The following is a 25,087-nucleotide window of genomic DNA, read 5'->3' as shown; positions in this document are numbered from 1 at the left end:
GGCCGATGACCGGGCCGATGACCGGGCCGGTGCCGGACGGGCGGGCCCTGGCCCGGGTACGGCCGAGCGGGCGCCAGCTCGCCTGGCAGGCGATGGAGTTCTACGGCTTCATCCACTTCGGCATGAACACGATGACCGACCGGGAGTGGGGCGAGGGGCACGACGACCCGGCCGCCTTCGACCCCGCCGGCCTCGACGCCGACCAGTGGGTCACGGCGCTGAAGGCCGCGGGGATGACCGGCGTGATCCTCACCTGCAAGCACCACGACGGCTTCTGCCTGTGGCCGAGCGACGTCACGACGTACTCCGTCGCGTCGTCGCCGTGGCGCGGCGGCCGGGGCGACGTGGTCGCGGAGGTGGCGGACGCGGCACGGCGGCACGGGCTGCGGTTCGGGATCTACCTGTCGCCCTGGGACCGCACCGAGGCCTCGTACGGCTCCGGCGCCGCGTACGACGACTTCTACGTGGCCCAGCTCACCGAGCTGCTCACCCGGTACGGACCGGTGTTCACGGTCTGGCTGGACGGCGCGAACGGGGAGGGCCCGAACGGCCGGCGGCAGGTGTACGACTGGGAGCGGTACTACGCGGTGGTCCGCGAGCTGCAGCCCGACGCGGTCATCAACGTGTGCGGGCCCGACGTGCGGTGGTGCGGCAACGAGGCCGGGGCGACCCGTCCCGACGAGTGGAGCGTGGTCCCGCGGGCCCTCCAGGACGCCGAGCGGATCGCGGACCGCTCGCAGCAGGCCGACGACGGCGCGTTCGCCCGGCTGGTCCGCAGCGACGACCGCGATCTCGGCAGCCGCGCCGCGCTGGCGGGGCACGAGGGCGACCTGGTCTGGTATCCGGCCGAGGTGAACACCTCGATCCGCCCCGGCTGGTTCCACCATCCCGCCGAGGACGACGCGGTCCGGTCGCCGGACGAACTGTTCGGCATCTATCTGCGTGCCGTCGGCGGCAACTCCTGTTTCCTGCTCAACGTCCCGCCGGCCCGCGACGGGCGGATGCGGGACGCCGACGTGGCGGTGCTGGAGCAGCTCGGGCGGCGCATCGACGGCTTCCGCGGGCGGCGCGCCGAGGCGGGCGCGACGGTGTCGTCCGGTCCCCCCGGCGACGTCGCCTCCGCGTGGCCTGGTGGGGGCCGTACGCCGTGGCGGCCGGACGGCGACGACCCCCTGCCCGGCGTGACGCTCACCTTCGCTGAGCCCCGCCGGATCGAGGCGGTCGTCGTGGGCGAGGACATCGCGCAGGGGCAGCGCATCGAGCACGTCGTCGTCCGGGGCCTCGGGGACGGCGGCTGGCTGCCGCTCGCGGAGGCGAACGCCGTGGGCTACCAGCGCATCCTGGCGTTCCCGCCGGCCGAGGTGCACGCCGTGCGGGTCGAGATCCCGCAGTTCCGGGGCACTCCCGTCGTCGCCCGGGTGGCCGCGATCGAGGCGACGCCATGAAGACGTCCGGGAAGAAGGGCGCCGCGGGAAGGGGCGCCGGCGAGAAGGGCCACGGGAAGAGCGCCGCGAGGAAGGGCGGGGCGGCGAAGAGCGCGGCGCGCAGGCCGTCGCGCAGGGCCGCCGTCCTGGTCGCCGGCGTGTGCGCCGTACTCGCCGCGCTGCTGCTCACCGGCGCGGTGATCAGCCAGCGCGGCGGCGAGGTCGCCTCCGTCGACGGGCACGCCGTGACCCGCGACGAGTTGCTCTTCCACATGCGGCGGCTGGCGCCGAGCGTGCAGAACGAGCTGCGCAACCGCTACCACCTCCAGGGCGCCGTCGACTGGAACGCGCGGGCCGGCGACCGGAGCGCGCTCCAGCGGCTGGCGGCGCGCGCGCTCGACGAGGTCGGGCGGGACAAGACGGTGCTCATCCTGGCGCAGGAGCAGGGGCTGGTCGAGTCGGTCGACCACGCCGGCTTCCTCGCCGAACTGGCCGCCGAGAACGAGCGGCGCGCCGAGGCCGTCACCAGGGGCGAGGTCGTGTACGGCCTGACGGAGTTCTCTCCCGACGAGTACTACTCGCACCGGCTCACCGAGCTCACGACCCGCCTGAAACAGCGGCTCAGCGCGTCCGCGGACGGCCCGCTGCACGTCAGCGACGCCGACGTCCGGCGGGAGTTCGACGCCGACCCGGCGGCCTGGAGCGCCAACGCGACGACGTACGCGTACGCCAGGCTCGTGGTGCCGGTGCCCGACGGCGCCTCCGCCGGGCACCTGGCCGAGCTCCAGCGGCGGGTGGACGCCGCCGACCGGCTGGCGGACCTCGCCGGCCGTGAGCCCGGCGCGCGGCTCACGAAGGCCACGCACCAGGGCGGCGGCTCGGCCGCCCACGAGCAGGACCTCATGGCGGTGCTCGGCAAGCTCGCGCCGGGCGAGATCTCCGCCCCGGTCCGGGGCGGCGGCCAGGTCACCTACTACGAGCTCACCAGCAAGTCCGTCGACGAGGACGCGGCGTTCGCCGAGTACGCGCGGCGGATCCGGCAGTCACTCATCGACAGGAAGTTCGGCTCCTACCTCCAGCGCCGCGTGGACGACCGTGGCGTCACGGCCGACACGGCGGCGGTGGAGTCCATCAACGCAGAGGATGTTCACAGTGAAACCTGACGGCACCGCACCCCCCGGCGCGCCGGTCCGGCGACGACCCGTGGCGCGGGCGTTCCGCGCGGGCCTGGCCGCCCTGCTCGCCGCGCTCGTCGCGGCCTCGCTCGCCCCCGCGGCGCACGCCGCGGCGGCTCCCGGCCGCACCGCCGCGGCCGAGCGGGACCTGCCCGGCAACAAGCCCAACCGGACCGGCGGCACCGACTACTACGTCGACGCCACGAACGGCCGCGACGACGCCGCCGGCACCTCGCGGAAGACCGCCTGGCGGAGCCTGGCAAGGGTCAACGCCACGACGTTCGGCCCTGGCGACCGCATCCTGCTCAAGGCCGGCGAGCAGTGGCACGACGAGCAGCTCTGGCCGAAGGGCTCGGGCAGCGCGAACCGGCCGATCACCATCTCGGCGTACGGCGACGCGCGCGGCCGCCTGCCCTACATCGCGACCAACGGCAAGGTGCCGAACCCGTTCCGCGCGGACGGCACCAAGAACCCCGACACGGTCGGCCTGACCGGGGCCATCGTGCTGCGCAACCAGCAGTACTTCGAGATCGACCACGTCGAGCTGTCCAACGACGACGACTTCGCCACCGACATCACCACCGGGACGTACGTCCGCGACGGCATCTCGGTCTCCGTCAACGCCGACCTCCTGGAGCCGGGCGCGGACAGCGTCATGGACCACTTCCGCGTCTCCGACGTGTACGTCCACGACCTCGACGGCCCGAGCACCTGGCAGAAGATCCACTACGGCGGCGTGAACTTCCAGGTCTTCGGCAGCAAGAGCTACAAGGAGTACGGCACCGGCGGCCACCACTTCAAGGACGTCCGGATCGAGAACAACACCTTCAAGAAGGTCGAGCTGCACGCCGTGCAGTTCGCGTTCAACTGGTTCGCCGCCGACGGGCAGGACGCCGGTGAGTACGACGACAGCGGGAAGTTCCACGAGGGCTGGGAACAACTCTGGGTGCGCACCCGCGACCTGTACAGCCGGGACGTCTCCATCAGCCACAACTACGCCGAGAGCATCGGCCAGGGCGCCTTCCAGTTCGCCAACAGCAAGAACCTGATCTCCGAGTACAACGAGGTCAACGGCTTCCTCCAGCGCTATGACGCGGTGTCGTGCGGGTTGTACCTGTGGGCGGGGGCCGACTCGGTCATGCAGTACAACGAGGTCTACGGCGGCCCCGACAACGAGTTCGACGGCACCCCGTGGGACCTCGAGTACACGAACTTCAACGTCACCTACCAGTTCAACTACTCGCACGACAACGCGGCGGGCTGGATGGCGTACATGGGTAACAGCTCGAATTCGGTCGCCCGCTACAACCTGAGCGTGAACGACAACGGCGTGCTCGTGAAGAACATGTTGTCGACGAACTACTCGCCGACCTATTTCGTGAACAACACGTTCGTCTACGACGGCGCGGACCTCGACACGTTCCACGACGAGACGTTCCTGAGCACCGTCTACTTCCTGAACAACATCTTCTACAACACCTCGAAGACGGATGCCACGCCGTGGTACCGCCGCACCGGGGCGCTGCGCCAGGCGGTGTTCTCCAACAACGACTACTACGAGGCGAGCGGCACGCACTCTCCCCAGGAACCGGCGGACCGGCGCGGGCTGCGCGTCGATCCGAAGTTCGCCGGCGACCCCGCCGAATACGTCACCGGGGCGGGCGTGAAGAACATCCGCAAGGCCGCCGCCCACTTCAGGCTCCGCAACGACTCTCCCCTCATCGACGCCGGCCGCTACAACCCCCGCCTGGGCACGGAGGACTTCCTCGGCACCCACATCTACTACGGCGACGCGCCCGACATCGGCATGGCCGAGAGCCGCAAGGGCAGGAAGGTCACCAACCCGGTGGACGACGATCCCATCGAGGAGGAGACCGGCGACGACCGCGTCAACCTCGCCCTCGGCAAGCCCGTCACCGCCAGCTCGACCCACCCGGGCGCGAACGGCACGCTCGTCGCGAAGAACCTGACCGACGGCGATCCGGCGACCCGCTGGGCGGCGGCCGACGACGCCTCCTACCCGGTCACGCTGGACGTCGACTTCGGCGCGGACACCACCTTCGACGAGGTGTACCTGGACGAGTACACCGACTCGGGCACCAATCCGCGGGTCAGGTCGTACGAGCTGCAACGGTGGGACGCCGGCACCGGCGCCTGGGTGACGTTCGCCCGCGGCTCCGACGGCATCGGCCACGACGCGTCCGTCACCGGTTTCGGCGACGTCACCACGTCCAGGCTGCGCGTGTCGCTCACCGACCGGCTGCCGGGCGAGGTGTACAGCCCGACGCTGACGGAGGTCGCCGCCTACCGCACCGGCGGGTGACCGCGTACGGGGTGGACGTCACGGCGTCCACCCCGTACGGCCGTTCACCGGCTCGGGGCGGTCTCGGGCTGCTCGGTGTTCAGCGAGTCGACCAGCTCGTCGGCCTCGGCGTCGCGCGCGGGAGCGACCAGGCCGACCAGCACGAACACCACCAGCGCCGACAGGACCGGGGCGGCCACCTCCACGGTCTGGCTCTGGCCCGGGAAGACGTACTTCAGCAGCGCGAAGACCACGAGCCCGGTCGCCCACGAGCCGATCGCGGCCGCGGGACCGCTGCGGCGGAACATCGGCAACATGCCGAGCAACATCGGGATGGCGATCGGGCCGACCAGCGCGCCGAACCAGAGGATCAGCAGGCCCAGCACGCCGCCGAAGCTGTCCGCGCCGAGCGCGATGCCCATCGACAGCGCGATGAACAGGAACGTGGAGACCCGGCCGGCCAGCAGCTCGGACGCGGACGACAGCCGGTTCGCCCGCTTCCAGACCGCGGGGATGATGTCCCTGATCACCACCGAGGAGATGGCGTTGGCGTCGGAGGACGTCATCGCCATCGTGTGCGCGAACATCCCGGCGAGCACGAGACCGATGAGCCCGCCCGGCAGCAGCTGCTGGGTCAGCAGCGCGTACGACTGGTCGGGCTCGGCCAGGCCGGGCAGCAGGACCGGTGCGGCCCACATCGGGAAGAACAGCACGAGGGGCCAGAAGAGGTAGAGGCCCGCGGAGAACAGCGCGGCGCGCCTGGCCGACTCGCCGGTCGGCGCGGCGATGAAGCGCTGGGCGAGGTTCCAGGTCCCGCCGTTGTAGGAGAGCGTGTTGATCAGCAGGTAGACCAGGACGAATCCCATGGTGTACGTGCCGTTGAACGGCTGGCCGTGCCCTTCGGGAAGCCTGTCCCACAGCGTCCAGATCGCGGACACGCCGCCGAGCTGGGCGAGCACCGCGACGAACAGCGTGATCCCCGCGACGAGCTGGATGACGAACTGGCCCAGGTCGGTGAGCGCGTCGGCCCACAACCCGCCGATCGTCGAGTAGATCAGCGTGACCCCGCCGGTGAGCAGCACGCCCCAGGCGATCGGCACGCCCGCGAACACCTGGAGCAGCAGCGCGGTCGCCGCCCACTTGGCTCCCACGTCGAAGACCTTCAGCGCGGTGCCGCTCCATGCGAGTACCTGCTGCGCCGGCACGTTGTAGCGGGTCGCGAGGTATTCCAGCGGCGAGATGATCCCGAGCCGCTGCCGCAGCCGTGGCCAGCGCGGCGCGAACAGCACCGATCCGACCAGCATCGCGAACGTGATGCCGATCGCCCACCAGACGTACAGGGTGAATCCGGCGGTGTAGGCGATGGCCGCGTAGCCGACGAACACCGCGGAGCTGTAGCCCGACATGTGGTGGGAGATGCCGGACAACCACCAGGGCATTCTGCCTCCGGCGGTGAAGAAGTCCTTGGCGTCACGGATGCGGGATTTCGCCCAGACACCGATCGCGATCATCACCACGAAGTAGCCGCAGATCACTAGCCAGTCGAGAAAGCCCATGAGATCTCCCAGGTCGGGGGGTGGGGAGGGGGTCAGGCGCCGTGGACGGGCACGCCGTTCACGAAGGTGCGCAGGACGGACAGGTCGGATATATCGGACGTGGTGACGATCAGATCGGCGGGCGCGCCGGGCTCGATCCGGCCGCACTCGGCTCCGAGCAGCCGGGCCGGGTTCGCCGCGGCCAGGCGCAGCGCGGTGCCGAGGTCGATCTCCGTGTGGGTGACCGCCCATGCGACGCACTCGATCAGCGAGCTTCCGGAACCGGCCAGCAGCTCGCTCCCCGGCAACGTCACCCGGCCGTCCCCGCGTACGGTGATCCGGCCGCCGACCGGGGTCGTGTAGTCGCCCGGAGAGCAACCGGCCAGCGCGACCGAGTCGCTGACCAGCAGCGCGCGGGCGGTCCCCTTGGCCCGCACCATCGCGGTGAACGTGTCGGCCGGCAGGTGGTGCCCGTCCGCGATGAACGTCGCGGCGAGCCGGTCCTCGGCGAGCTGCGCCCAGATGTAGTTGGGGTGCCGGCGGATCACCGCGTGGGCGCCGTTGCCGAGGTGGGTGGAGAGCCGCGCGCCCGCCCGCACGGCAGCCCGGATGCCGGCGGGCGCGGCCGCCGTGTGCCCGATGGACACGATGACGTTCCGCCGGGAGAGCTCGGCGATGTAGGGGACGGCGCCCGCCCGCTCGGGAGCCAGCGTGACGATCCGCACCAGCCCGCCGCTCGCCTCCTGCCAGCGCCCGAACTCGGCGAGATCGGGATCCCGCAGGTGCGCGGCGTCGTGCGCGCCCCGCGGCCCGTCCTCGGCCGCCAGGCAGGGACCCTCGATGTGCAGGGCCGGTATGGCGTGCCGGACCAGCGGATCGGCCTCGCGGGCCGCCGCGATCACGCGGAGGTTCCTGACGATCTTGTCTTCCGGCGCGGTGATGACCGTGGGGCACACCGTCGTGGTGCCGTGCCGCCACAACTCGCGGACCAGCTCGGCCACGTCGCCGGCCGACAGGTCGTCGGCGTTGAAGTCACGCCCGCCGTACCCGTTGACCTGGATGTCCACCAGGCCGGGGAGGATGAGCACGTCGGGCGCGTCACGGAGCTCGGTGACCGTGGCGATCCGCGGTCCGTCCAGATCGACGCGGACGGGACGCCCGTCCGCGAGCCTGCCTTCGACGCTCACCGTGCCTCCCCCGCCTCCCCTGCCAGGGCCCTGGCGGCGGCCATGACCAGGTGGCCGGCCTCGGGCGTGAACGCGGCGCGCAGCCCGTAGGCCCTGTGGGCCTCGCAGATCTCGTAGCCGCCCGCCTCGTAGTGCGTCTCCGGGTAGGGCAGGTAGCCGGGGACCCCGCCCGTGTAGCCGGCGACGAGCAGCCCGGGATCGCCGAGCGCGGCGCGCAGCTCCACGGCGAACTCGACGAACGGCTCGCCGGGCAGGAACACCAGCGGCACGCCGCCCCACCGGTGCACGGCGACCTGCACCTCGACCGCCGCCGGCCCGGTGCCGGTCAGCTGGGCACGCGCCCACGCCGCCCAGATGCCGCCGGGCTCGTCCGCGAGCTCCCGCAGCCGGTCGGGCGGGAGGGGCTCGCCGAGCGGCAACTCGACCCGCGCGGCGGCCACCGACACCCGCCCCGACCCGGTGGACGACCCGGTGGGCGACCCGGCGGGCGACCCGGCGGGCCGGGCTGCGAGTGGTCGTGTCGCGGTGCCGAGCACGGCCTCGCCCACCAGGGTCCCGATCCGTTCCGCGGCCTCGAAGGTCCTGCCCGGCCGTGGCCCGGCGCCGCGCAGGCTGTCGATCGCGGTGTGCCCGGTGTTCAGCTGGCCGCAGCAACCTTGGAGGAACACGGCCACGCCGCCGGCCCCGGACTCCACGTGCCGCCGCGCGTACCCGGGCCAGTCGGCGGTGATCTGGAGGTTGTCGGGGCCGAGCGTCACCGGGTGGCAGGCGTAGGAGAAGACGGTGGCGATGGGCTCGCCGTCCTCGCGCTCCAGCCGTACGACGGGGACCACGGGGTCGGTGAGGGTCCCGCCGCGCCGGTTGCTCGCGACGCCGTCGAGCGTGCCGCTGCCGCGGCGGAGCACGGCGGGGGTCATGGCGTCGAGCGCGGCCTCCCCCGCGGCGACGATCCGCGAGCGGGCGTGCCGGACGTACGAAGGGTCGGCGACGCCGCCGATGCCGCCCCTGGTCACCGCGGGCCCGGCGTGCGTGTGCGTCACCGCCACGGCCACCCGCTCCTCCGGGATGCCCGTGCTGTCGCGCAGGTCGCCGGCGATGTGCCGGGTGGTGTCCGGGTCGAGAGCGACGAGATCGGCGCAGATCACGACGGACGTGGTCGTGCCGTCGGAGACCGCCACGGCGGTGGCCAGCAGCGGATCGTGCACCTCCGTGGACGGGGAGGTCCTGGCGGCGTAACCGGCGAGCGAACCGCCGGGCCGCGGCGTGATGTCGGCGACCGCGGCCCCGGCGAGCAGGCCCTCCCCTGTCACAACCACCGGACCCGCCCCCGGAAGCGGTCGAGGAAGAGCGCGTTGCGCTCGTCGCCGCCCGGCGCGTTCCCGCTGCGCCAGATCTCCGGAACGGTGCCGCGCTCGGCCAGCTCGGCGATCGCGGCGGCCATGACGCAGTTGAGCGTGTACGCGTTGGCGAACGTCGAGATGGCGCCGACCCGCTCGGGCACCCCCTCGATCTCGAGTACGGCGTCGCCGACCGGCACCTTCGTGTCGATGTGCAGATCGACGAGGTCGTGCAGGTTCTGCCCGGTGGGGTGCCTGGCCGGATGATCGGGCGCGGTCCGGTCGGCGTGCTCCCTGGAGGAGACACCGAGGACGGCGACGCCGCGCTCGCGGGCGGTCAGCGCGGCGTCGATGAGCGCGGCGTTGATGCCGTAGGCGTTGACGAGGATGAGCAGGTCGCCCGCGCCGAGCCGGTTGTCCTCGATGACGACGCGACCGTAACCGGGGGTCCGCTCGATGGCCATCGAGCGCAGCGCGCCACCGGACAGCAGCGTGCCCTCGTCGAGGATCGCGCTGACGTTGACCAGGCCGCCCGCGCGGAAGAACACTTCCTGCGCGGCGAGGTTCGAGTGCCCGCCGGGGCCGTAGACGTAGAGCAGCCGGTCCGCCCCGGTGATGTGGTCGGCGATGAGCTCCGCCGCCGCCTCGATGGCGCCGGCCTCCTCGGTTTCGATCCTGCCGATCAGGCCCGTGACCTGCTCGGCGTACGTCCGCATGAGCGACGCGTGCCGTCCGTTTGGCCGTCCGTTTGGCCGTCCGTTTCGCACCCTGCAAGCTCCTCATGACCGATGAAAGCGATTGCAGGCATTCAAGACTACGACCGAACCCCGGTCAAGAGGTGGACCGCGGCACTCTGGAGTGCCCCGTGGAGTCGCGCGCGACGAACACGCCGGGCAGCCTGTGGTGCTCCGGCGCACCGCCCGGCGCCTCGATCTGCCTGGTCAGCACCTGGACCGCGGTGGCGCCGAGATCGTCCATCGGCGCGGTCACCGTGGTCAGGCTCGGCGTCACGGTCCTGGCGAGCAGCACGTCGTCACAGCCGACGACGCTGCGGTCGCCGGGCACGGCGACGCCCCGCCCGGCCAGCTCGGCGAGCACTCCGCACGCGGTGAGGTCGTCGAAGGCGAACGCGGCCGTGGCGTCCGTCTCCAGCAGCGCGGCGCCCGCCTGCCTGCCGCCCTTGAACGTCGCGCGGAACGGCCCGAGCTCCGTCAGCTCGACCCCGCGGCCCCGCGCCCACCCGCGGATCGCCTGCGAGCGCCGGGCCGCGGCCCACGACGCGCTCGGCCCGGCGAGCAGCGCGAACGAGCGGTGACCGTGCTTGTGGAGGTGCTCGCCCGCGTCGAAGAGCGCGCTGGTGTTGTCGCAGATCACCGAGGACAGGTCGCGCAGCGGGCGGTTGAGCAGGACGCAGGGAAGCCCTTTCGCGGCCTCGCGCAACGCCGCCGACGACGAGCGCGGCGAGGCCACGATCACCCCGTCCACCCTGCCGCGCAGCCGGGCGACGTGTCTCACCTCGGCCGCCGCGCTCTCCTCCGCGTCGACCAGCATGACCGAGCTCCCCATCCGCTCCGCCGTACGCTGGATCGAGCGCACCAGCAGCGGGAAGAACGGGTTGGTGATGTCGGAGACGATCAGCCCGATCGTCTCGGCCCGGCCCGTGACCAGCCCGCGCGCGGCCGGGTTGGGCAGGTAGCCGAGCTCCCGGGCGACGGCCGTCACCTGCTCCCTGACCTGCCGGCTGACCAGCTCGGGGCGGTTGAAGACCCGCGACACGGTAGCCGCGGAGACGCCGCACCGCTGGGCGATGGAGTAGATCGTCGGCTTGCTCAACCCGCGCTCCTCGGCATCGGCTCGCCCCGGCTTGACCGAAGTACTCTAGCGGAGCAAGAATCAATGCAATCGCTTTCATTGTTCCTCAGGAAAGGACGGCATGGGTTCGGAGCAGCCCGAGCAGGTCGCCCGCAGGCAGCTCGAGGACGTCATCCTCCCGTTCTGGCTCGGGAACGGCATCGACGCCGAGCACGGCGGGTTCTTCACCTGCTTCGACAACCGCGGCCGGCGCCTGCTGTCCACGAACAAGTTCACCTGGTCCCAGGGGCGTTTCGTCTGGCTGCTCGCCCGCGCCGCCCGGCTCGCCGACCGCGGCCTGCTCTCGCCGGGCGAGCTGGGCGCCGACGCCGGCACGCTCGTCCGGCACGCGGAACGCGGCGCGTCCTTCCTGCTCGACCACGCCGTCGGCCCCGACGGCCGGTGCGCCTACGTCCTCGGCCGGCGGGGCGGGACGGCGCTCGACGAGCAGGGCCTGCCGCTGCCCGCGGAGCGCAGCATCTTCGCCGACGCCTTCGTCGCCATGGGGCTCGCCGAGCTCACCCGCTACACCGGCTCGCCCGCCCACCTCCCCACGATCGACGTGATCGTCCAGCGGATCGCGGACGACGTGGAGGCCGGCGATCCCCCGACCCCGCCGTACCCGCTGCCGCCCGGCTGCTCGGGGTTCGGCGCCCGCATGATCGTCCTCAACGCCAGGCTCGACCAGGCACGCGCGCACCAGGCGGCGTCCGCGGACCGGACCAACCCCCACGCGGACGAGTTGCGCGCCGCGCGCCGCGCCGTGCTCGCGCACCGGGAGGACGGCGGCCTGTTCACCGAGACCTTCGTGGCCGATCCCGGCATGCGCGACACCGTCCTGGCCAGGCACCGCACGCCCGGCCACGCGCTGGAGGGGATCTGGATGGCGCTGGAGGCGGGCGAGTCGCTCGGCGAGACCGGCGACCACGGCGACCTGCTCGCCAGCGTCTCCGCACTGTGCGCCGCCGGGTGGGACGACGAGCACGGCGGGCTGTTCCGCTACGTCGGCGTCTCGGGGCGGCCCGCCGGAGGGCCGTACGAAGACCTGGTCAGGCGGACCTGGTCGACCAAGCTGTGGTGGGTCCACACGGAAGCCGCCTACACCACCCGGCTGGCGGCCGAACGTTACGGCGACCGGGAGGCGGCCGGCTGGTTCGACCGGATCTGGGACTACACGCTCCGCACGTTCCCCGGCGGAGCGGACGGCGCGGAGTGGATCCAGATCAGGGACCGGGCCGGGGCTCCCTTCGACGAGGTCGTCGCCCTGCCGGTCAAGGACCCGTACCACATCACCAGGAACCTCATGCAGATCATCGAGCTCCGCTCCCAGGGAGGCCGGCCGTGACGGCCACGAACACGGACCCCGTGATCGAACGGGTGGCCGGACACCTCGAGGTCCGGATCTACAGCGACCGGGCGCGGTCCGGCGCCGCCGCCGGACGGGCCGCGGCCGCGGCGTTGCGCACGGCGCTCGCCGCCCGCGACGAGGCCAGGGTCATCTTCGCGGCCGCCCCCTCGCAGCGGGAGACGCTGGCCGGGCTGCGCGCGGCCGAGGGGATCGACTGGTCCAGGGTCGCCGTCTTCCACATGGACGAGTACATCGGCCTGCCCGCGGACGCGCCCCAGCGGTTCGGCCGTTTCCTCCGCCACGAACTCTGGGAGTCCGTACGGCCGGGCGCGGTCCACGTGATCGAGCCCGGCGACGACCCGGAGGCGGAGAGCTCCCGCTACGCCGCGCTCCTCGGCAGCGCCCCGATCGACCTGGTCTGCCTGGGCATCGGCGACAACGGCCACCTGGCGTTCAACGACCCGCCGGTGGCCGACTTCGCCGACCCCCTCGCGGTCAAGGTGGTCGAGCTGGACGAGGACTGCCGGCGGCAGCAGGTCAGCGACGGGTGCTTCGCCACGCTCGCGGACGTGCCCGAGCGGGCGATCACGCTGACCGTTCCCGCGCTGATGGCCGCGCGCACGCTGGTCGCCACCGTGCCCGGCGCGAACAAGAGGGCCGCGCTCGCCGCCGCGCTCGACGGGCCGATCAGCGAGAGCTGCCCCGCCTCCGTCCTGCGCACCCACCCGGCCTGCACCCTCTTCGCCGACCTGGAGGCCTACCGGTGAGCATCACGGGCGGCGCTCCTCCGGGAGGCGTGCCGATGAGCGTCGCCGGCGGGAGCGTGCGCTCTTGGTGAGGCTCAGCCGCGCCACCCTGTCCAGGGTCGCGCCGGCCGCGCGCCCGCTCGCGGAGCCGCGCGCGACCGGGGTCGTGCACCTGGGCATCGGCGCCTTCCACCGGGCCCACCAGGCGATCTACACCGAGCGCGCCATGGCCGCGACCGGCGACGACCGCTGGGGCATCTGCGGGGCCAGCCAGCGCAGCGCCGACGTGGCCGACCGGCTCCGCCCCCAGGACTGCCTGTACGGCGTGCGCGCCGGCGAGGAGGCCCGCGTGGTCGGCTCCCTACGCGAGGTGCTCGCCCCCGGTGACGACCTGGCGGCCCGGCTGAGCGCCCCGGAGACGTCGGTGGTGACGCTGACGATCACGGAGCGGGCGTACCGGCGCGATCCGCGGGGCGCGATCGGCAGGCTCGTCGCCGGGCTGGGTGCCCGGGCCGCCGCGGACGCGGGCCCGCTCACCGTCATCTCCTGCGACAACCTGCCCGGCAACGGCGCCACCCTCGCCGCGCTCGTGGCGGACCTGTGCGAGCCTCCGCTGCTCGCCTGGGTCGCGGAGAACGTGACCTTCCCCGCCTCCATGGTGGACCGGATCGTTCCCGCGACCACGCAGGCCGACCTGGACGACATGGCCGCCAGGCTCGGCGTGACCGACCTGGGCGCGGTCGTCACCGAGCCGTTCACGCAGTGGGTGATCGAGGATCGTTTCGCCGGTGACCGGCCCGCGTGGGATCGGGCGGGCGCGCTGCTGGTGGGAGACGTCCGGCCGTACGAACGCATGAAGCTGCGCCTGCTCAACGGCAGCCATTCGGCCATCGCCTACCTGTCGGGCGCGGCGCACGTGTCCGAGGCCGTGGGCGATCCCGTGTTCGCCGGGTTCCTGCGCCGGCTGATGGACGACGACCTCTCGCCCACCCTGGACGGGCTGGAAGGTTTCGACCTCACGCGGTACAAGGAGTCGTTGCTGGCCAGGTTCGCCAACCCCGGCCTGCGGCACCGCGTCGCGCAGATCGCGGTGGACGGCTCGCAGAAGGTGCCCCAGCGCCTGCTCGACCCGGCCCGCGAGAGGCTGGCGGGCGGGCACGAGCCCCGCTGGATCGCGCTGGCCGTGGCCGGGTGGATGCGGTACGTCACCACGGCCCGCGAGCTCACCGACCCGCTGGCCGACCGGCTGCGCGGCGACGAGAGGGCCTCCGCCGCGGCGACCGTGAACCGCCTGCTGGCGATCGAGGAGATCTTCGGCGCCGATCTCCCCGGCGACCGGGTCTTCCGCACGCTGGTCACCGACTGCCTGGAGCGGCTCGACGCCGGCGGCCTGCCCGCCACTCTGCGCGCACTCACGTAGTGGTACGGACCTATACCGGAACGTTTGACACATCACTCCCCCAGCGGCCAAGATTCCCTTCCAGTGGTACGGACCACTTCGAAGGGCGGCCAGGGGATGACGCAGGAGACCAAGTACGAAACGCTCCGGCGCGTCCTCACCGACCTCATCGAGGCGCGGATGGCGCCGCACGACCCGCTGCCGAGCGAGCGCGAGCTGATGCAGCAGTACAACGTCAGCCGCATGACGGTGCGCCAGGCCATGGAGGGCCTGGCTCGTGACGGCCGCGTCTACCGGGTCCAGGGGGCGGGCACGTTCGTCGCCGACTCCGGGAAGATCACGAAGTCGCTGACGTTCAGCTCGTTCAGCGAGGACATCAGGGCCAGGCGCATGAAGCCGGGCGGCCGGCTGCTCGTGCTGGAGAGCGAGCCCGCCGAGATCGACGTGGCCCGCGACCTGTTCCTGGAGCCGGGCACGCCGGTCGTGCACGTCACCCGGCTGCGCACCGCCGACGGCGAGCCGATGTGCCTGGAGAACGCCTGGGTCCCCGAGCACCTGGTGCCGGACCTCGTCGCACGGGGACACGTCGAGAGCCTGTACGCCGTGCTGGAGGCGGCGGGCGCCGCTCCCGAGCACGCCGACCAGACCATCTCGGCCACGGTCGTCAACCGTGAGCAGGCCGAACTGCTGGGCGTGCCCAACAACTTCCCGGCGCTGCGGGTCTCGCGGGTGACGCACGACGCGCGCGGCCGGGCGGTGGAGCGGGCCGTCAGCCTGTACCGCGCCGATCGTTACGACTACCGGCTGTCGATCGCGAGGGGGCGCGGGACGTGAGGCTGGGCATCGACATCGGCGGAACCAAGATCGCCGCCGGGCTGGTGACGCCGGAGGGGACGGTCCTCCGCCGGGCGTACGCTCCGACACCGGCCGCGCAGGGACCGGGGGCGGTCGTGCGGGCCGCGGCGCGACTGGCCCGCGAGCTGGGCCTGGACGGCGTCACCTGCGCCGGGGTGGGAACGGCGGGAGTCGTCGACCCGGCCGGCAGGAAGATCGCCGGAGCGACGGACGCGATCCGCGACTGGGCGGGCACGCCGCTGGCCCAGCTGCTGGAGACCGAGCTGGACCTGCCCGTGCTGGTGCGCAACGACGTGCACGCGTTCCTCGCCGGCGAGCTGGCGGGCTCCCCGTGGCGGGCGGCCCTGGGCGTCACCGTGGGCACCGGCATCGGCGGAGCCCTCGCCCTGGACGGCCGCGTCGTGACCGGCGTCCGCGGAGCCGCCGGCCACGTCGGGCACGTACCTGTCCCCGAGGCGGCGGGCCTGGCGTGCTCGTGCGGCGCCGAAGGCCACGTCGAGGCCGTCGCCAGCGGGCCCGCCATGACAGCCGCCCTGGACCGTGAGCGAGGTCGTGGCCTGCGCGCTGACCTGCGGCGGGTGGTGGGGGCGGCCGGGGAGGGCGACGCGGACGCGCTCGGCGTGCTGGCGCGCGGCGGACGTGCCCTGGGCAGGGCCCTGGCCGGCGTCGTGAACGTCTGGGACCCGGACGTGGTGATCCTCGGGGGCGGGGTGCTGGCCGCCGGAGAGCTCTACCTGGCCCCGCTGCGCGCCGCGCTGGCCGCCGGCGTCCTGCCCGTCCTGGCCGACGTTCCCGTGGTCACCGCCCGTCTCGGGGACGACGCGGTACTGGTGGGCGCCGCCGCTGCCGCCGCGGAAGCAGAACGGGCACGCCGATGAGCCCGTGCCGGGGCGGCGCGCGGATGAGGCCCCTCCAGGACCGGCACGAGCGGACCCCGGACCCGGGACGCGACCGCACTGATCCGGCGGGCGCGCTCGCCGTGGCGAAAGGAAGAGCATGACCGACGGCGAGGTGTTCGGGCTCCTGCGCGGCGGCCTGGTGGTCTCCTGCCAGGCCTACGAGGGCGAGCCGCTGCACGGGCCGCAGTTCATGAGCGCGATGGCGCGCTCCGCCGTCCTGGGCGGCGCGGCCGGAGTGCGGATCAACGGCCCGGCCGACGTCGAGGCCGTCCGCGCGGCCGTGTCCGTCCCGATGATCGGCCTGTGGAAGGACGGCGACGGTGACGTCTACATCACGCCCACGCTCCGGCACGCCCTGGCGGTGGCGCGGGCGGGAGCGGACATCGTGGCGGTCGACGCCACCTCCCGCCCCCGCCCCGACGGCCGGGGCCTGGCGGAGACGATCGCCGGCGTACACCGGGCGGGGGCGCTCGTCATGGCCGACGTCTCCGCCGCCGAGGAGGGCCTGGCCGCCGCCGAGCTCGGCGCCGACTGCGTCTCGACGACCCTGTCGGGCTACGCGTCCGCCTCACCGCCTCCTGACGGGCCGGATCTGGAGCTGGTGGCCGTGCTGGCGGGCAGCCTGGACGTCCCGGTCTTCGCCGAGGGCAGGATCGGCACCCCCGGCCAGGCCGCCCGGGCGATCGAACTGGGCGCGCACGCCGTCGTCATCGGCGGCGCGATCACCCGCCCCGCCGACATCACCCGGCGTTTCGCCCAGGGCCTGGAGAAGGCCCGGCCCTGACCTCCAGCCCGCTCCCCACCTCCTGGCCACCGGCCCGTGACCGCGATCGTGACGGGCCGGTCGAGACGGGCCGGCGCCGGCCGCCGGCCGCCCGCGCCGGTGTCGGTGTGGTGTGAGGAACCGCGGGCGGGCCGGCCGAGGGAACGGCTCACGTCCGCCGGTTCCAGGTGGTCAGCTCGATCGTGGTGCCGCCGCGGCCGACGCGCAGGTCGACCCGGCCCTCGGGAGCGTCGGAGTCGATCTCCGGGTAGTCGTCGCTGGACACGGTGACCCGCAGGCTGTGCCCGGCCGGGAGCCGGTAGTGCGTCGGCCAGGTGCGGATCTCCAGGTCGTACGTCTTGCCGGGGCGGACCGGCACCGCGCGATGGTGCCCGAAGCGGTGGCCGGCCTTGAGCCAGCCCTGGGTGATGCGGACGGCCGTGCCGTCGGGGGCGACGTCCTCGACCACGACCGCGATGTTGCCGTCGGTGGCGCTGAAGGCGGCCCGGACCTTCGCCGTGACGTCACCGGCCAGGACGACGTCCGACGCGTACGGCTCCGTCTGGAACGCCAGGCGCTCGTAAGCCGGTGCCGCTCGCCGCGGTCCCCGAGATCTCGTGGGACGTGACCTTGCCGGCGGGCATGGGAACGTCCCGGCGTCCGGCGAGCCAGCGGTCCCACCAGGCGAGGTACGCGCCCCTGCCGATGTCGGCGGGCTGCCCGGCGGGCCAGCCGTGCTCCCAGGGGCCGGCGACCAGCCAGACGTTGCGGGGACGGGCCCGGAAGTTCTCCACCATGGCCGCGCGGTACCTGTCGAACCAGCCGGCGATCTGCAGCACCGGGACGTCGAGGTCCTTCCAGCGGGCCTTGACGCTGCGTTCGCGCCAGAAGTCGTCGTAGAGCGGGTGCCGGGCGTAGGTCGTCAGCGTCTCGGGAGTTGTCTCGCGCTGCCAGCCTCGGATCCTGGCGGAGTAGATGCCGCCGCGGTAGATGGTGTTCTCGTACCAGTCGCTGATGCCGTTCACGGGGATGATCGCGGCCAGGTGGGGCGGTTTGTTCACCGCGGCGAGGAGGGTGGAGTGGCCGCCGTAACTGAGCCCCATCTGCCCGACCTTGCCGGTGGACCAGGGCTGCACGGCCAGCCACTCGATGAGGTCGTAGTTGTCGCGTTGCTCCTGCCCGCTGAACGGGTCGAGGTGGCCGGGCGAGTCGCCGGAGCCGCGGGCGTTGCAGACGGCGGCGGTGTAGCCGCGGGTGACGTAGTACGCGGCCGCCTCGCCGACGTTCACGAGATCGTCGTAGGCGGTGTAGTCGTACACGATAGATCGAGATGGCGCCGGTCAGGAGTGCGACGACGGTCATGACGGCGGTGGTGGCGAACGCCCAGCCGAAGATGAAGCGCTGGTGCTGGCCGAGCTGCACGCCGCTCATGCCGACGAGGATGAACGTGGCCGCGGTGAGCGGGCTGAGGGGGAAACCGGTGGTCATCTGGCCGAGGATGGCGGCCCTGGCGATCTCGGCCGGCTCGATGCCGAAGCCGCCGGCGGTCTGCGCCAGCACGGGCAGCACGCCGAAGTAGTAGGCGTCGGGGGTGAAGACGAGGCTGAGCGGCATGCTGGTGATCGCCACGAGCAGCGGCAGGTGGCCGCCGAAGGAGTCGGGGACGATCCCGACGAACGCGGTGGCCATCTGGTCGATCATCTTGGTCCCGGTGAGGATGCCGGTGAAGACGCCGGCCGCGAAGATCATGGTGGTGACCAGGACGACGCTCCTGGCGTGCTTGTCGAGCAGCGCCTGCTGCTTCTCCCAGGTGGGGAGGTTGACGACGGCGGCGATCGCGAAGCCGACGACGAACAGCACCGGCAGCGGCATCACCTGCAGGACCAGCGCGACCAGCAGCACGACGGTGAGCACGAGGTTGAACGCGGTCAGGGCCGCGCCGCCGCGCTCGGGGGCGAGGCGCGTGCCGGGCCCGTCACCGCGTACCGGCCCGGACCCTGCCTGGACCTCTGCCTGGACCTCTGCCGGGACCTCTGCCTGGGTCCGGGGCTCGGCGGGCAGGCCCACGGTGCCCAGGCGGCGGCGTTCCCGCAGCCCGATCAGGTACGCCGCCACCAGCACCCAGACGATGCCCGCGGCCATGGCGGGCAGCACGGGGGCGAACACCTCGGAGCTGTCCAGCTTCAACACCGCCATCGCGCGGGCGGTCGGGCCGCCCCACGGGACCATGTTCATCACGCCGGCGCCCAGGCAGACGACACCGGTCAGCACGAGGGGGCTCATGTCGAGCCGCTTGTAGACGGGCAGCAGGGCCGAGACGGTGATGAGGAACGTGGAGGCCCCGTCGCCGTCGAGGGCCACGCACATGGTGAGGACGGCGGTGCCGACGGCGATGCGCAGCGGATCGTCCTTGGCCAGGCGCAGGATGCCCCGGATCAGCGGATCGAACAGGCCGGTGGCTCGGCGAGTCCGGCCTGGTCGCCATGGCCACCCACCCGTCGGTCGCGGCCGTGCTGCTCCCCCGGATGATCTCCGCATTCCGCGGCAGGCGGCCGGACGTGAGCGTGCGCATCGTGACTCCTCCGCTCCCTGGAGGAAGCGGCTTCTCGCCCCGCTTACGCGGGAGACGACGGCCAAGCCCTGACCGATGCCCGAAAGCACGAGCACAATCCTATCCGCAGGAGGCGACGGTGTCCGAGGTTCTGCCACTGAACGCCCGGGCCTTGGCAGCCCTCCCGCTCCCGATTCCCCCATCGTCTGAAGGCGACGGTCCCCTCAGGAGGCTCTGATGGACGGCCTAGAACGCGCCGTGCTCGGCAGGGTGCTGAACGGCGACGCCGACTTCGCCGTCACGACCGTGGGCGCGACGAGGTCACCTGGGAGGACCTGGCCGCCGAGCCGTTCCTGGCCGTCGGCCCCGAGCCGAGCGTGCGCAGGCTCACCGACGCGGCGTTCGAGCAGGCCGGGGCCGTGGTCACGCCCGCGGCGGAGGCCGGCAACGTGGCGACCGTGGGCGGGCTGGTCGCCGCCAGCCTCGGGGTGTCGGCGATGCCCGCCCTCGTGCTGCCGCTGCTGGGGCCCGGGCACGTCGTGCACCGCGAGCTGACCGGGCCCGCGGTCGAGCGGCGACTGGACATCGTGGTGCGGGCCCGGCGGACCCTGCCGCCGGCCGCCGCCGCGTTCCTCGACCTGCTGGACGAGGCCCGCGCCGAAGGGCGGGAGGTGCCGGCCGGCGCCACGTGGATTCACCACTGATGCACGAACCGCATGAATATATCCGGTCGTTCTGCTGGACCCGCATTTCTCCACCCATGCACGATGAATTTCCGTTGACCAGGACGAAGGAGTTCATGCGTGGCCTCTGAACAGCGCGGGCAGTTGCGCGGCCTGAAGGTGGTGGAGTTCGCCCACGTCGTCGCCGGGCCGCTGGCCGGGTCCATGCTCGCCGACCAGGGCGCGGACGTCGTCCACGTCGAACCGCCCGGCACCGGCGACGCCGCCCGCGCGATGGGGCCGGCGCGTGACGGCGTGCCACTGTGGTTCAAGGTCGCCGGCCGCAACAAGCGCTCCGTCACGTCGACGACCCCGACCTCGGGCCCGTGCGCATGCAGGCCGCCCTGCCGCACTTCCGCCAGGCGCCAGGCGGCGTCTGGCGCACCGGGCCCGCCCTCGGCGAGGACAACGCCCTCGTCTACCGCGACTGGCTCGGGCTCGACGCCGGGGAGCTGGCGAAGCTGGAGGAGCGCGGTGTCATCTGACCGGCCGCGGCTGCGCTCCCTGCTGTTCGTCCCCGGCACCAGGACCGGCTGGCTGGCCAAGGCCGAGTCGGCGGGGGCCGACGCGGCCATCCTCGACCTCGAGGACGCCGTCCCGCCGGCCGGGAAGGCCGCCGCCCGCGCCGATGTGGCCGAGGCCGTCGCGAACGCGACCGGCGACATGGCTCTCCTCGTCCGGATCAACCCGCTCGACGGCTGGGCGGGCGCCGAGGACCTGCGCGCCGTCACCCACCCCCGCCTGGCCGGGGTGGTCCTGCCCAAGGTGACGGGACCCGCCGACGTGCGGGTGGCCGACCGGCTGCTGACCTGGTGCGAGCGCGAGCACGGCCTGCCAGGGGGGCACCTCGCCCTGGTGCCGCTGTTGGAGAGCGCCGCCGCCCTGCGGGAGGCGTACGAGATCGGGCGCGCCGCCCCGCGCGTCGCCTATCTCGGAGCGGTCACCGGCAAGGGCGGCGACGTCGAACGCGCGGTCGGCTACCGCTGGAGCCGCGACGGGACGGAGACCCTCGCCCTGCGCTCCCGCGTCCTGCTCGACGCGCGCGCCGCGGCCGTGCCCTGCCCGGTCGCGGGCCTGTGGACGGACATCGCCGACCTCGACGGGCTGCGCGCCTTCGCCAGGCAGAACCGCTCCCTGGGCTACGAGGGGATGATGGCGATCCATCCGTCCCACGTACCGGTGATCAACGAGGTGTTCTCGCCGAGCCCCGAGGAGCTCGCCCGCTACGAGCGGCTGGTCGCCGCCGTGGACCGGGCCCGGGCGAGCGGAGCCGGCGCGATCACCTTCGAGGGCGACATGGTGGACGAGGCCATGGCGGCCAGGGCCCGGGCCGCCCTCAGGGCCCACGCCACGCGGCCGGACGCGTAAAAGGGTTGGCGCGCGGGCCCGGCGATCGGATAGTCCTTGCAGCCGATGGAACACGACGACCTGACCGTGCGCCCGATCACGGGGCGCGACGAACTCGACCTTTTCTCCCGGCTGCCCTACGTCCTCAACGAGGAACTCGCTGACGACCTCGCCGCCGGCCGCAGGCGACCGCAGTGGATGTGGGTCGCCCTCCGCGGCGACCGCCTGGTGGCCAGGGCCGCCTGGTGGTGCCAGGCCGGCGACGACACCCCCTTCCTCCTCGACGTCTTCGACCTCGACGACGGCGGCCCTGACGACGACCGCGTGGACGTCGGCGCGCGGCTGTTGCGGACCGCCATGGCCGCCGTCGTCCCGGCAGGGGCCCGGCCGCCCGAGTACGGTCGCTTCGCCCCGCCCGGCTGGCGCGACGACGGGGCGGCCAGGCGCGCCGTCGAGGACCGCATGGCCGCGCTCGAACGGACCGGCGCCCGCCTGTTCGTCGAGCGCCTGCGCCTGGAGTGGCGTCCGGCAACGCCTATCCCCGAGCCGGGCGGGCGCCTGAGGTTCCGGCAGGTCCGCGACACCGAGGAGATCCTCTCCCTGATGACCCGGGTCCTCGAGGGCACGCTCGACGCGCACAGCAGGGACGACCTGACCCGGATGCCCGCCCGCGAGGCCGCCGTCAGGCACTACGAGGACGAGCTCGCGCGTTATCGCAGCCCGCGCGACTGGTGGCGGATCGCGACGCTGCCGGACGGCGAGCCGGTGGGGTTCGTCACCCCGGCCCGCAACGACTACAACCCCGTCATCGGCTATCTCGCCGTGGTGCCCGCGCACCGGGGCAACGGCTACATCGACGACATCCTCGCCGAAGGCACCCGGGTCCTCGCCGCGCAGGGTGTCCCGCGCATCCGGGCGGCCACCGACCTCGGCAACGTCCCCATGGCGAACGCCTTCCGGCGCGCCGGATACGTCGACTTCGAACGCTCGATCATCATGACCTGGCCGTGAGCCGGGCATCCAGGGGGAGCTCCCCCACCCGGGTCAGCGGCTGAGGAGCCCGGCGAAGATCTCCACCAGTTCGGGCCGGTCGAACGGGCCGACATGGGGTGCGGCGACGCTGCGCACGTCGGTCGGATTGTCCGGAGTGAGCCGGTCGGCCTCCTCGATGAACCGGTCCTGCAGCGCCGGCGGAATCAGCCGGTCGAGGGTGAGCCGCACATAGGTCCGGGGAATCCGGCCCCAGGTGTGCGCTTCGCCCCGCGCCTCGGCCAGGGGGATGCTCGCGCTCTCGTCCGGCTCCAGCAGGTTGAGCAGCCGGCTCACCCCCTCGTCGGTGAAGTCGCCGGCCAGGGCCTCCTTGACGCCCTGGAACACCGCCGGCTCGGCCGAACGCCAGTTGAGCCGGCTCACTCCCAGGACCGCCGGATCGGCGACCATCGCCGCGGTCACCCGGGAGAGCAGGCTGTCACCGTTCTCCGGCGTCCCGAGGTAGGCGGTCAGGTTCGGCAGGTCCACGCAGCAGTACGCCGCGACGTAGACGACCCGCTCGAGCAGGTCGGGGATGGCGTTGCCGACTCTGCTCACGGTGACGCCTCCCTGGCTCATGCCGGCGAGGATCACGGGCCCATGCTCGCGGGCGCGGCGCACCACGTCCACGACGTGCTCGACGTAGTCGTCGATGGTGATCTTCGTGAGGGGCGACGGTTCGGTCGCCAGCGCTTCGAGGTCCTGCGGCGCCTGGTACGAACGGGGGTAGAACGCCTGGCGGCCGTGTCCCGGCAGGTCGACGGCCACGCAGCGGTGGCCGCGCAGGGTGAGCTCGCTGACCAGTCCCGAGGCGAGGGCCGACGAGGAGTTGGTGCCGTGGATCAACACCAGGGTGGGCGGTCGGCGGTCGGCGTCGTGGGTGGTGGTCATGGACGTGATCTCCTTCTGTCTCTGTGTCGGGCGGCGGGGACGGTGGTCAGCGGCTCGGCGGGCGCCACATCGGCCACAGGTGCGGGCTGTCCGCCGCCTGTACGGGCCCGCCGAGGTCCTCGAACCCGTGCCGCTGATAGAGGGCGCGGCTGCGGGGCGAACTCGCCTCCAGGTAGGCGGGCAGGCCGTCGGCGTCCGCTCGTTCCAGCCGGTGGCGCAGCATCGCCGAGCCGAGCCCGGCGCCCTGCCGCCCGCTGATCACCCCCATGAACGGGAGATAGAGGTGCGGTTCGTGTCGGGGGTGCCGTGGGGCCAGCGCCTGGCCCAGAGCCAGCAACCGGGCGCCGCTCTCGCTGCGGACTCCGTTACTGTCCGGCTCGTCGGGGCTCTCCTCGTGGGGCGTCAGCGTCTGCCACACCGAGGCGCCCTCGGAACGGCCGGCCAGGTACGCCTCGGCGGCGGGGTGGGTGAGCAGCGGGCGGTGGAAGTGCGCCCTGAGGTGACCTCGCCGGCCCGCGCCGGGGAAGAGCCAGCGGGCGAGGGCATCGTCCATGAACGCCTCGGTCAGGACCTCCAGCACCTTCTGCTGGTCCGCCTCACCTGCCAGCCTCACGGGTGCGTACGGTGTATCGACTGTCATGCGTACATCGTATGGACGCGGCGCCCCGATGTGCATAGACCGCAAAAAAGAGCGACAGAAAGTGCACTGGTACACGAGAAGGTGACCTAGTACACTGGACGGGCGATGCCGCGTCAGATCCGGAGGTCACATGCCGTCGCGGAAAGAAGCGCCCTACCGGCGGATCGTCGCGGAGCTCCGCGCCCGGATCGAGGCCGGCGACCTGCGGCCAGGCGATCGTGTGCCCTCCATCCGGCAGACCGCCCAGCGCTGGGGCGTCGCGGTCGCGACCGCGACCAGGGTGATGGCCGCGCTCCGCGACGAGGGGCTGGTCGAAACGAAGGTCGGCGCCGGCACGGTGGTCAGCGCCCGCGCGGGCCGGCTGAGTCCCGCCGCCCCGAGACGGCGGCAGGACGCCACCCCCAAACCGGCACTCGACCGGAAGCGGGTGCTCCGCACCGCCATCGCGATCGCCGACGTCGAAGGGCTCGACGCGGTGTCCATGAGGCGGCTCGCTGCCGAGCTCGACGTCGGCCCGATGTCGCTCTACCGCCACGTGGCCGGCAAGCACGAACTCGTGACGCAGATGGCCGACGAGGCCTTCGGCGAACCGGAACTGCCCGTCCCGGGGCCTGACGGGTGGCGGGCCAAGCTCGAACTGGTCGCCCGCCTGCAGTGGGAGTTGTGCCGGCGGCACCTCTGGCTGCCCAGCGCCGTCTCGTTCATCCGCCCGTTGCTCGTACCCGCCATGATGGCGCACACCGAGTGGACCCTGCGCGCGCTCGACGGGCTCGGGCTGACGATGGCGGCACGGATGCGCGAGGCGCTCACGCTGCACGCGCTGGTCATCCCCGTCGCCCAGTCCATGGCGGCCGAGGTCGAAGCCGAGCAGGAGACCGGCGTGACCCTCGACCAGTGGCGGCTGTCCCAGCGGAAGCGGACGGGCGAGCTCCTCGGCAGCGGGCGATTCCCGCTGCTGGCCACGGCTCAGGAGGACGTGGCGTCGGACTTGGACGGGTTGTTCGAGTACAGCCTTGCCCGCCATCTCGACGGTTTCGCGGCCCTGGTGGCGGATCAGCCCTGACCCCGGAAGAGGTCGCTCATGCA

General features: G+C 72.9%; 25 protein-coding genes. 15 read left to right on the top strand and 10 right to left on the bottom strand.

Annotated features, from left to right (window positions below):
* Nucleotides 1–5 precede the first annotated feature (5 nt).
* Genes ABGB14_RS38585 through ABGB14_RS38575 form a run of 3 tightly spaced genes read left to right on the top strand, consistent with a single transcriptional unit; the run spans nt 6 to nt 4,922 of the window.
* Nucleotides 6–1,445, top strand: coding sequence for an alpha-L-fucosidase (locus ABGB14_RS38585; RefSeq protein WP_347648803.1), 1,440 nt, complete (start codon nt 6–8; stop codon nt 1,443–1,445).
* On the top strand, nt 1,442–2,587 hold the full coding sequence (locus ABGB14_RS38580) for a hypothetical protein (RefSeq protein WP_347648802.1): 1,146 nt from the start codon (nt 1,442–1,444) through the stop codon (nt 2,585–2,587). Before ABGB14_RS38585 ends, ABGB14_RS38580 begins: the two co-directional genes overlap by 4 nt.
* Nucleotides 2,577–4,922, top strand: a complete 2,346-nt coding sequence (locus tag ABGB14_RS38575; protein ID WP_347648801.1) for a discoidin domain-containing protein — start codon at nt 2,577–2,579, stop codon at nt 4,920–4,922. Before ABGB14_RS38580 ends, ABGB14_RS38575 begins: the two co-directional genes overlap by 11 nt.
* A gap of 44 nt (nt 4,923–4,966) precedes the next feature.
* On the opposite strand, the gene ABGB14_RS38570 is transcribed toward ABGB14_RS38575, so the two are convergent.
* The 5 genes from ABGB14_RS38570 to ABGB14_RS38550 form a co-directional block, all read right to left on the bottom strand.
* Nucleotides 4,967–6,457, bottom strand: a complete 1,491-nt coding sequence (locus ABGB14_RS38570) for a sodium:solute symporter family protein (protein ID WP_347648800.1) — start codon at nt 6,455–6,457, stop codon at nt 4,967–4,969.
* Nucleotides 6,458–6,489: 32 nt separating this feature from the next.
* Complete coding sequence (locus tag ABGB14_RS38565; protein ID WP_347648799.1) at nt 6,490–7,623, bottom strand: amidohydrolase family protein; 1,134 nt, start codon at nt 7,621–7,623, stop codon at nt 6,490–6,492.
* The gene (locus tag ABGB14_RS38560) at nt 7,620–8,939 is read right to left on the bottom strand and encodes a neutral/alkaline non-lysosomal ceramidase N-terminal domain-containing protein (RefSeq protein WP_347648798.1); all 1,320 of its coding nucleotides are present in this window, start codon (nt 8,937–8,939) and stop codon (nt 7,620–7,622) included. Before ABGB14_RS38560 ends, ABGB14_RS38565 begins: the two co-directional genes overlap by 4 nt.
* A complete protein-coding gene (locus tag ABGB14_RS38555; RefSeq protein WP_347648797.1) occupies nt 8,930–9,676 on the bottom strand; it encodes a sugar isomerase domain-containing protein in 747 nt (248 codons plus the stop codon). Before ABGB14_RS38555 ends, ABGB14_RS38560 begins: the two co-directional genes overlap by 10 nt.
* A 115-nt stretch (nt 9,677–9,791) precedes the next feature.
* On the bottom strand, nt 9,792–10,793 hold the full coding sequence (locus tag ABGB14_RS38550; RefSeq protein ID WP_347648796.1) for a LacI family DNA-binding transcriptional regulator: 1,002 nt from the start codon (nt 10,791–10,793) through the stop codon (nt 9,792–9,794).
* Nucleotides 10,794–10,893: 100 nt separating this feature from the next.
* On the opposite strand from ABGB14_RS38550, the gene ABGB14_RS38545 reads away from it, so the two are divergent.
* The 6 genes from ABGB14_RS38545 (at nt 10,894) to ABGB14_RS38520 (ending at nt 16,842) form a co-directional block, all read left to right on the top strand.
* Nucleotides 10,894–12,156: an AGE family epimerase/isomerase gene (locus ABGB14_RS38545; RefSeq protein ID WP_347648795.1), complete on the top strand. Its 1,263-nt coding sequence runs from the start codon at nt 10,894–10,896 to the stop codon at nt 12,154–12,156.
* Nucleotides 12,153–12,926 (top strand): 6-phosphogluconolactonase, encoded by a 774-nt coding sequence (locus ABGB14_RS38540; protein WP_347648794.1) that lies wholly within the window; start codon nt 12,153–12,155, stop codon nt 12,924–12,926. The genes ABGB14_RS38545 and ABGB14_RS38540 overlap by 4 nt, the downstream gene beginning before the upstream one ends.
* Before the next feature lie 67 nt (nt 12,927–12,993).
* On the top strand, nt 12,994–14,325 hold the full coding sequence (locus ABGB14_RS38535) for a mannitol dehydrogenase family protein (RefSeq protein ID WP_347648830.1): 1,332 nt from the start codon (nt 12,994–12,996) through the stop codon (nt 14,323–14,325).
* A gap of 96 nt (nt 14,326–14,421) precedes the next feature.
* Entirely contained in the window at nt 14,422–15,138 is a 717-nt protein-coding gene (locus ABGB14_RS38530; protein WP_347648793.1) for a GntR family transcriptional regulator, read from the top strand.
* On the top strand, nt 15,135–16,037 hold the full coding sequence (locus ABGB14_RS38525; protein ID WP_347648792.1) for an ROK family protein: 903 nt from the start codon (nt 15,135–15,137) through the stop codon (nt 16,035–16,037). Before ABGB14_RS38530 ends, ABGB14_RS38525 begins: the two co-directional genes overlap by 4 nt.
* A gap of 118 nt (nt 16,038–16,155) precedes the next feature.
* A complete protein-coding gene (locus ABGB14_RS38520; RefSeq protein ID WP_347648791.1) occupies nt 16,156–16,842 on the top strand; it encodes an N-acetylmannosamine-6-phosphate 2-epimerase in 687 nt (228 codons plus the stop codon).
* A 148-nt stretch (nt 16,843–16,990) separates the two neighbouring features.
* On the opposite strand, the gene ABGB14_RS38515 is transcribed toward ABGB14_RS38520, so the two are convergent.
* Nucleotides 16,991–17,356 carry a CocE/NonD family hydrolase C-terminal non-catalytic domain-containing protein gene (locus tag ABGB14_RS38515; protein WP_347648829.1) on the bottom strand — a complete coding sequence of 122 codons (366 nt, stop codon included), beginning with the start codon at nt 17,354–17,356 and terminating at the stop codon, nt 16,991–16,993.
* Nucleotides 17,346–18,140, bottom strand: coding sequence for a CocE/NonD family hydrolase (locus ABGB14_RS38510; protein WP_347648790.1), 795 nt, complete (start codon nt 18,138–18,140; stop codon nt 17,346–17,348). Before ABGB14_RS38510 ends, ABGB14_RS38515 begins: the two co-directional genes overlap by 11 nt.
* Nucleotides 18,141–18,225: 85 nt before the next feature.
* Between ABGB14_RS38510 and ABGB14_RS38505 the strand changes: the two genes are divergently transcribed.
* Together ABGB14_RS38505 and ABGB14_RS38500 are read left to right on the top strand one after the other, a co-directional pair.
* Complete coding sequence (locus ABGB14_RS38505; RefSeq protein ID WP_347648789.1) at nt 18,226–19,350, top strand: hypothetical protein; 1,125 nt, start codon at nt 18,226–18,228, stop codon at nt 19,348–19,350.
* Nucleotides 19,351–19,578: 228 nt separating this feature from the next.
* Complete coding sequence (locus ABGB14_RS38500; RefSeq protein WP_347648828.1) at nt 19,579–20,076, top strand: LysR substrate-binding domain-containing protein; 498 nt, start codon at nt 19,579–19,581, stop codon at nt 20,074–20,076.
* Between the two features lie 93 nt (nt 20,077–20,169).
* Here ABGB14_RS38500 and ABGB14_RS38495 read toward each other — a convergent pair whose 3' ends face one another.
* Nucleotides 20,170–20,292, bottom strand: coding sequence for a hypothetical protein (locus tag ABGB14_RS38495; protein WP_347648788.1), 123 nt, complete (start codon nt 20,290–20,292; stop codon nt 20,170–20,172).
* Nucleotides 20,293–20,420: 128 nt separating this feature from the next.
* On the opposite strand from ABGB14_RS38495, the gene ABGB14_RS38490 reads away from it, so the two are divergent.
* From ABGB14_RS38490 to ABGB14_RS38480, 3 genes are read left to right on the top strand one after another with little or no spacing between them, the layout of a single operon-like run.
* A complete protein-coding gene (locus ABGB14_RS38490) occupies nt 20,421–20,579 on the top strand; it encodes a hypothetical protein (RefSeq protein ID WP_347648787.1) in 159 nt (52 codons plus the stop codon).
* Nucleotides 20,569–21,462 carry a CoA ester lyase gene (locus ABGB14_RS38485; RefSeq protein WP_347648786.1) on the top strand — a complete coding sequence of 298 codons (894 nt, stop codon included), beginning with the start codon at nt 20,569–20,571 and terminating at the stop codon, nt 21,460–21,462. Before ABGB14_RS38490 ends, ABGB14_RS38485 begins: the two co-directional genes overlap by 11 nt.
* Before the next feature lie 45 nt (nt 21,463–21,507).
* Nucleotides 21,508–22,452 carry a GNAT family N-acetyltransferase gene (locus ABGB14_RS38480; protein WP_347648785.1) on the top strand — a complete coding sequence of 315 codons (945 nt, stop codon included), beginning with the start codon at nt 21,508–21,510 and terminating at the stop codon, nt 22,450–22,452.
* 33 nt (nt 22,453–22,485) lie between these two features.
* Here the strand turns inward: ABGB14_RS38480 and ABGB14_RS38475 are convergent, their stop codons facing one another.
* Nucleotides 22,486–23,361 carry an alpha/beta hydrolase gene (locus ABGB14_RS38475; RefSeq protein WP_347648784.1) on the bottom strand — a complete coding sequence of 292 codons (876 nt, stop codon included), beginning with the start codon at nt 23,359–23,361 and terminating at the stop codon, nt 22,486–22,488.
* A 46-nt stretch (nt 23,362–23,407) separates the two neighbouring features.
* Nucleotides 23,408–24,001 carry a GNAT family N-acetyltransferase gene (locus ABGB14_RS38470; protein WP_347648783.1) on the bottom strand — a complete coding sequence of 198 codons (594 nt, stop codon included), beginning with the start codon at nt 23,999–24,001 and terminating at the stop codon, nt 23,408–23,410.
* A gap of 130 nt (nt 24,002–24,131) precedes the next feature.
* Here ABGB14_RS38470 and ABGB14_RS38465 point away from each other — a divergent pair, with 130 nt between their 5' ends.
* Nucleotides 24,132–25,064, top strand: coding sequence for a GntR family transcriptional regulator (locus ABGB14_RS38465; RefSeq protein ID WP_347648782.1), 933 nt, complete (start codon nt 24,132–24,134; stop codon nt 25,062–25,064).
* The last annotated feature ends 23 nt before the right edge of the window (nt 25,065–25,087 follow it).

Origin of the sequence: Nonomuraea sp. B10E15, assembly GCF_039871615.1 — a bacterium.
Taxonomy (GTDB): Bacteria; Actinomycetota; Actinomycetes; order Streptosporangiales; family Streptosporangiaceae; genus Nonomuraea.
This window is presented reverse-complemented; position numbering and strand designations above follow the sequence as displayed.

Excerpts from the sequence above, each read along its gene's own strand:
- ABGB14_RS38520 (WP_347648791.1), top strand. The coding sequence starts at position 16,156 with ATGACCGACGGCGAGGTGTTCGGGCTCCTGCGCGGCGGCCTGGTGGTC.
- ABGB14_RS38580 (WP_347648802.1), top strand. The coding sequence starts at position 1,442 with ATGAAGACGTCCGGGAAGAAGGGCGCCGCGGGAAGGGGCGCCGGCGAG.
- ABGB14_RS38530 (WP_347648793.1), top strand. The coding sequence starts at position 14,422 with ATGACGCAGGAGACCAAGTACGAAACGCTCCGGCGCGTCCTCACCGAC.
- ABGB14_RS38570 (WP_347648800.1), bottom strand. The coding sequence starts at position 6,457 with ATGGGCTTTCTCGACTGGCTAGTGATCTGCGGCTACTTCGTGGTGATG.
- ABGB14_RS38475 (WP_347648784.1), bottom strand. The coding sequence starts at position 23,361 with ATGACCACCACCCACGACGCCGACCGCCGACCGCCCACCCTGGTGTTG.
- ABGB14_RS38545 (WP_347648795.1), top strand. The coding sequence starts at position 10,894 with ATGGGTTCGGAGCAGCCCGAGCAGGTCGCCCGCAGGCAGCTCGAGGAC.
- ABGB14_RS38555 (WP_347648797.1), bottom strand. The coding sequence starts at position 9,676 with ATGCGGACGTACGCCGAGCAGGTCACGGGCCTGATCGGCAGGATCGAA.
- ABGB14_RS38470 (WP_347648783.1), bottom strand. The coding sequence starts at position 24,001 with ATGACAGTCGATACACCGTACGCACCCGTGAGGCTGGCAGGTGAGGCG.
- ABGB14_RS38465 (WP_347648782.1), top strand. The coding sequence starts at position 24,132 with ATGCCGTCGCGGAAAGAAGCGCCCTACCGGCGGATCGTCGCGGAGCTC.
- ABGB14_RS38585 (WP_347648803.1), top strand. The coding sequence starts at position 6 with ATGACCGGGCCGATGACCGGGCCGGTGCCGGACGGGCGGGCCCTGGCC.
- ABGB14_RS38480 (WP_347648785.1), top strand. The coding sequence starts at position 21,508 with ATGGAACACGACGACCTGACCGTGCGCCCGATCACGGGGCGCGACGAA.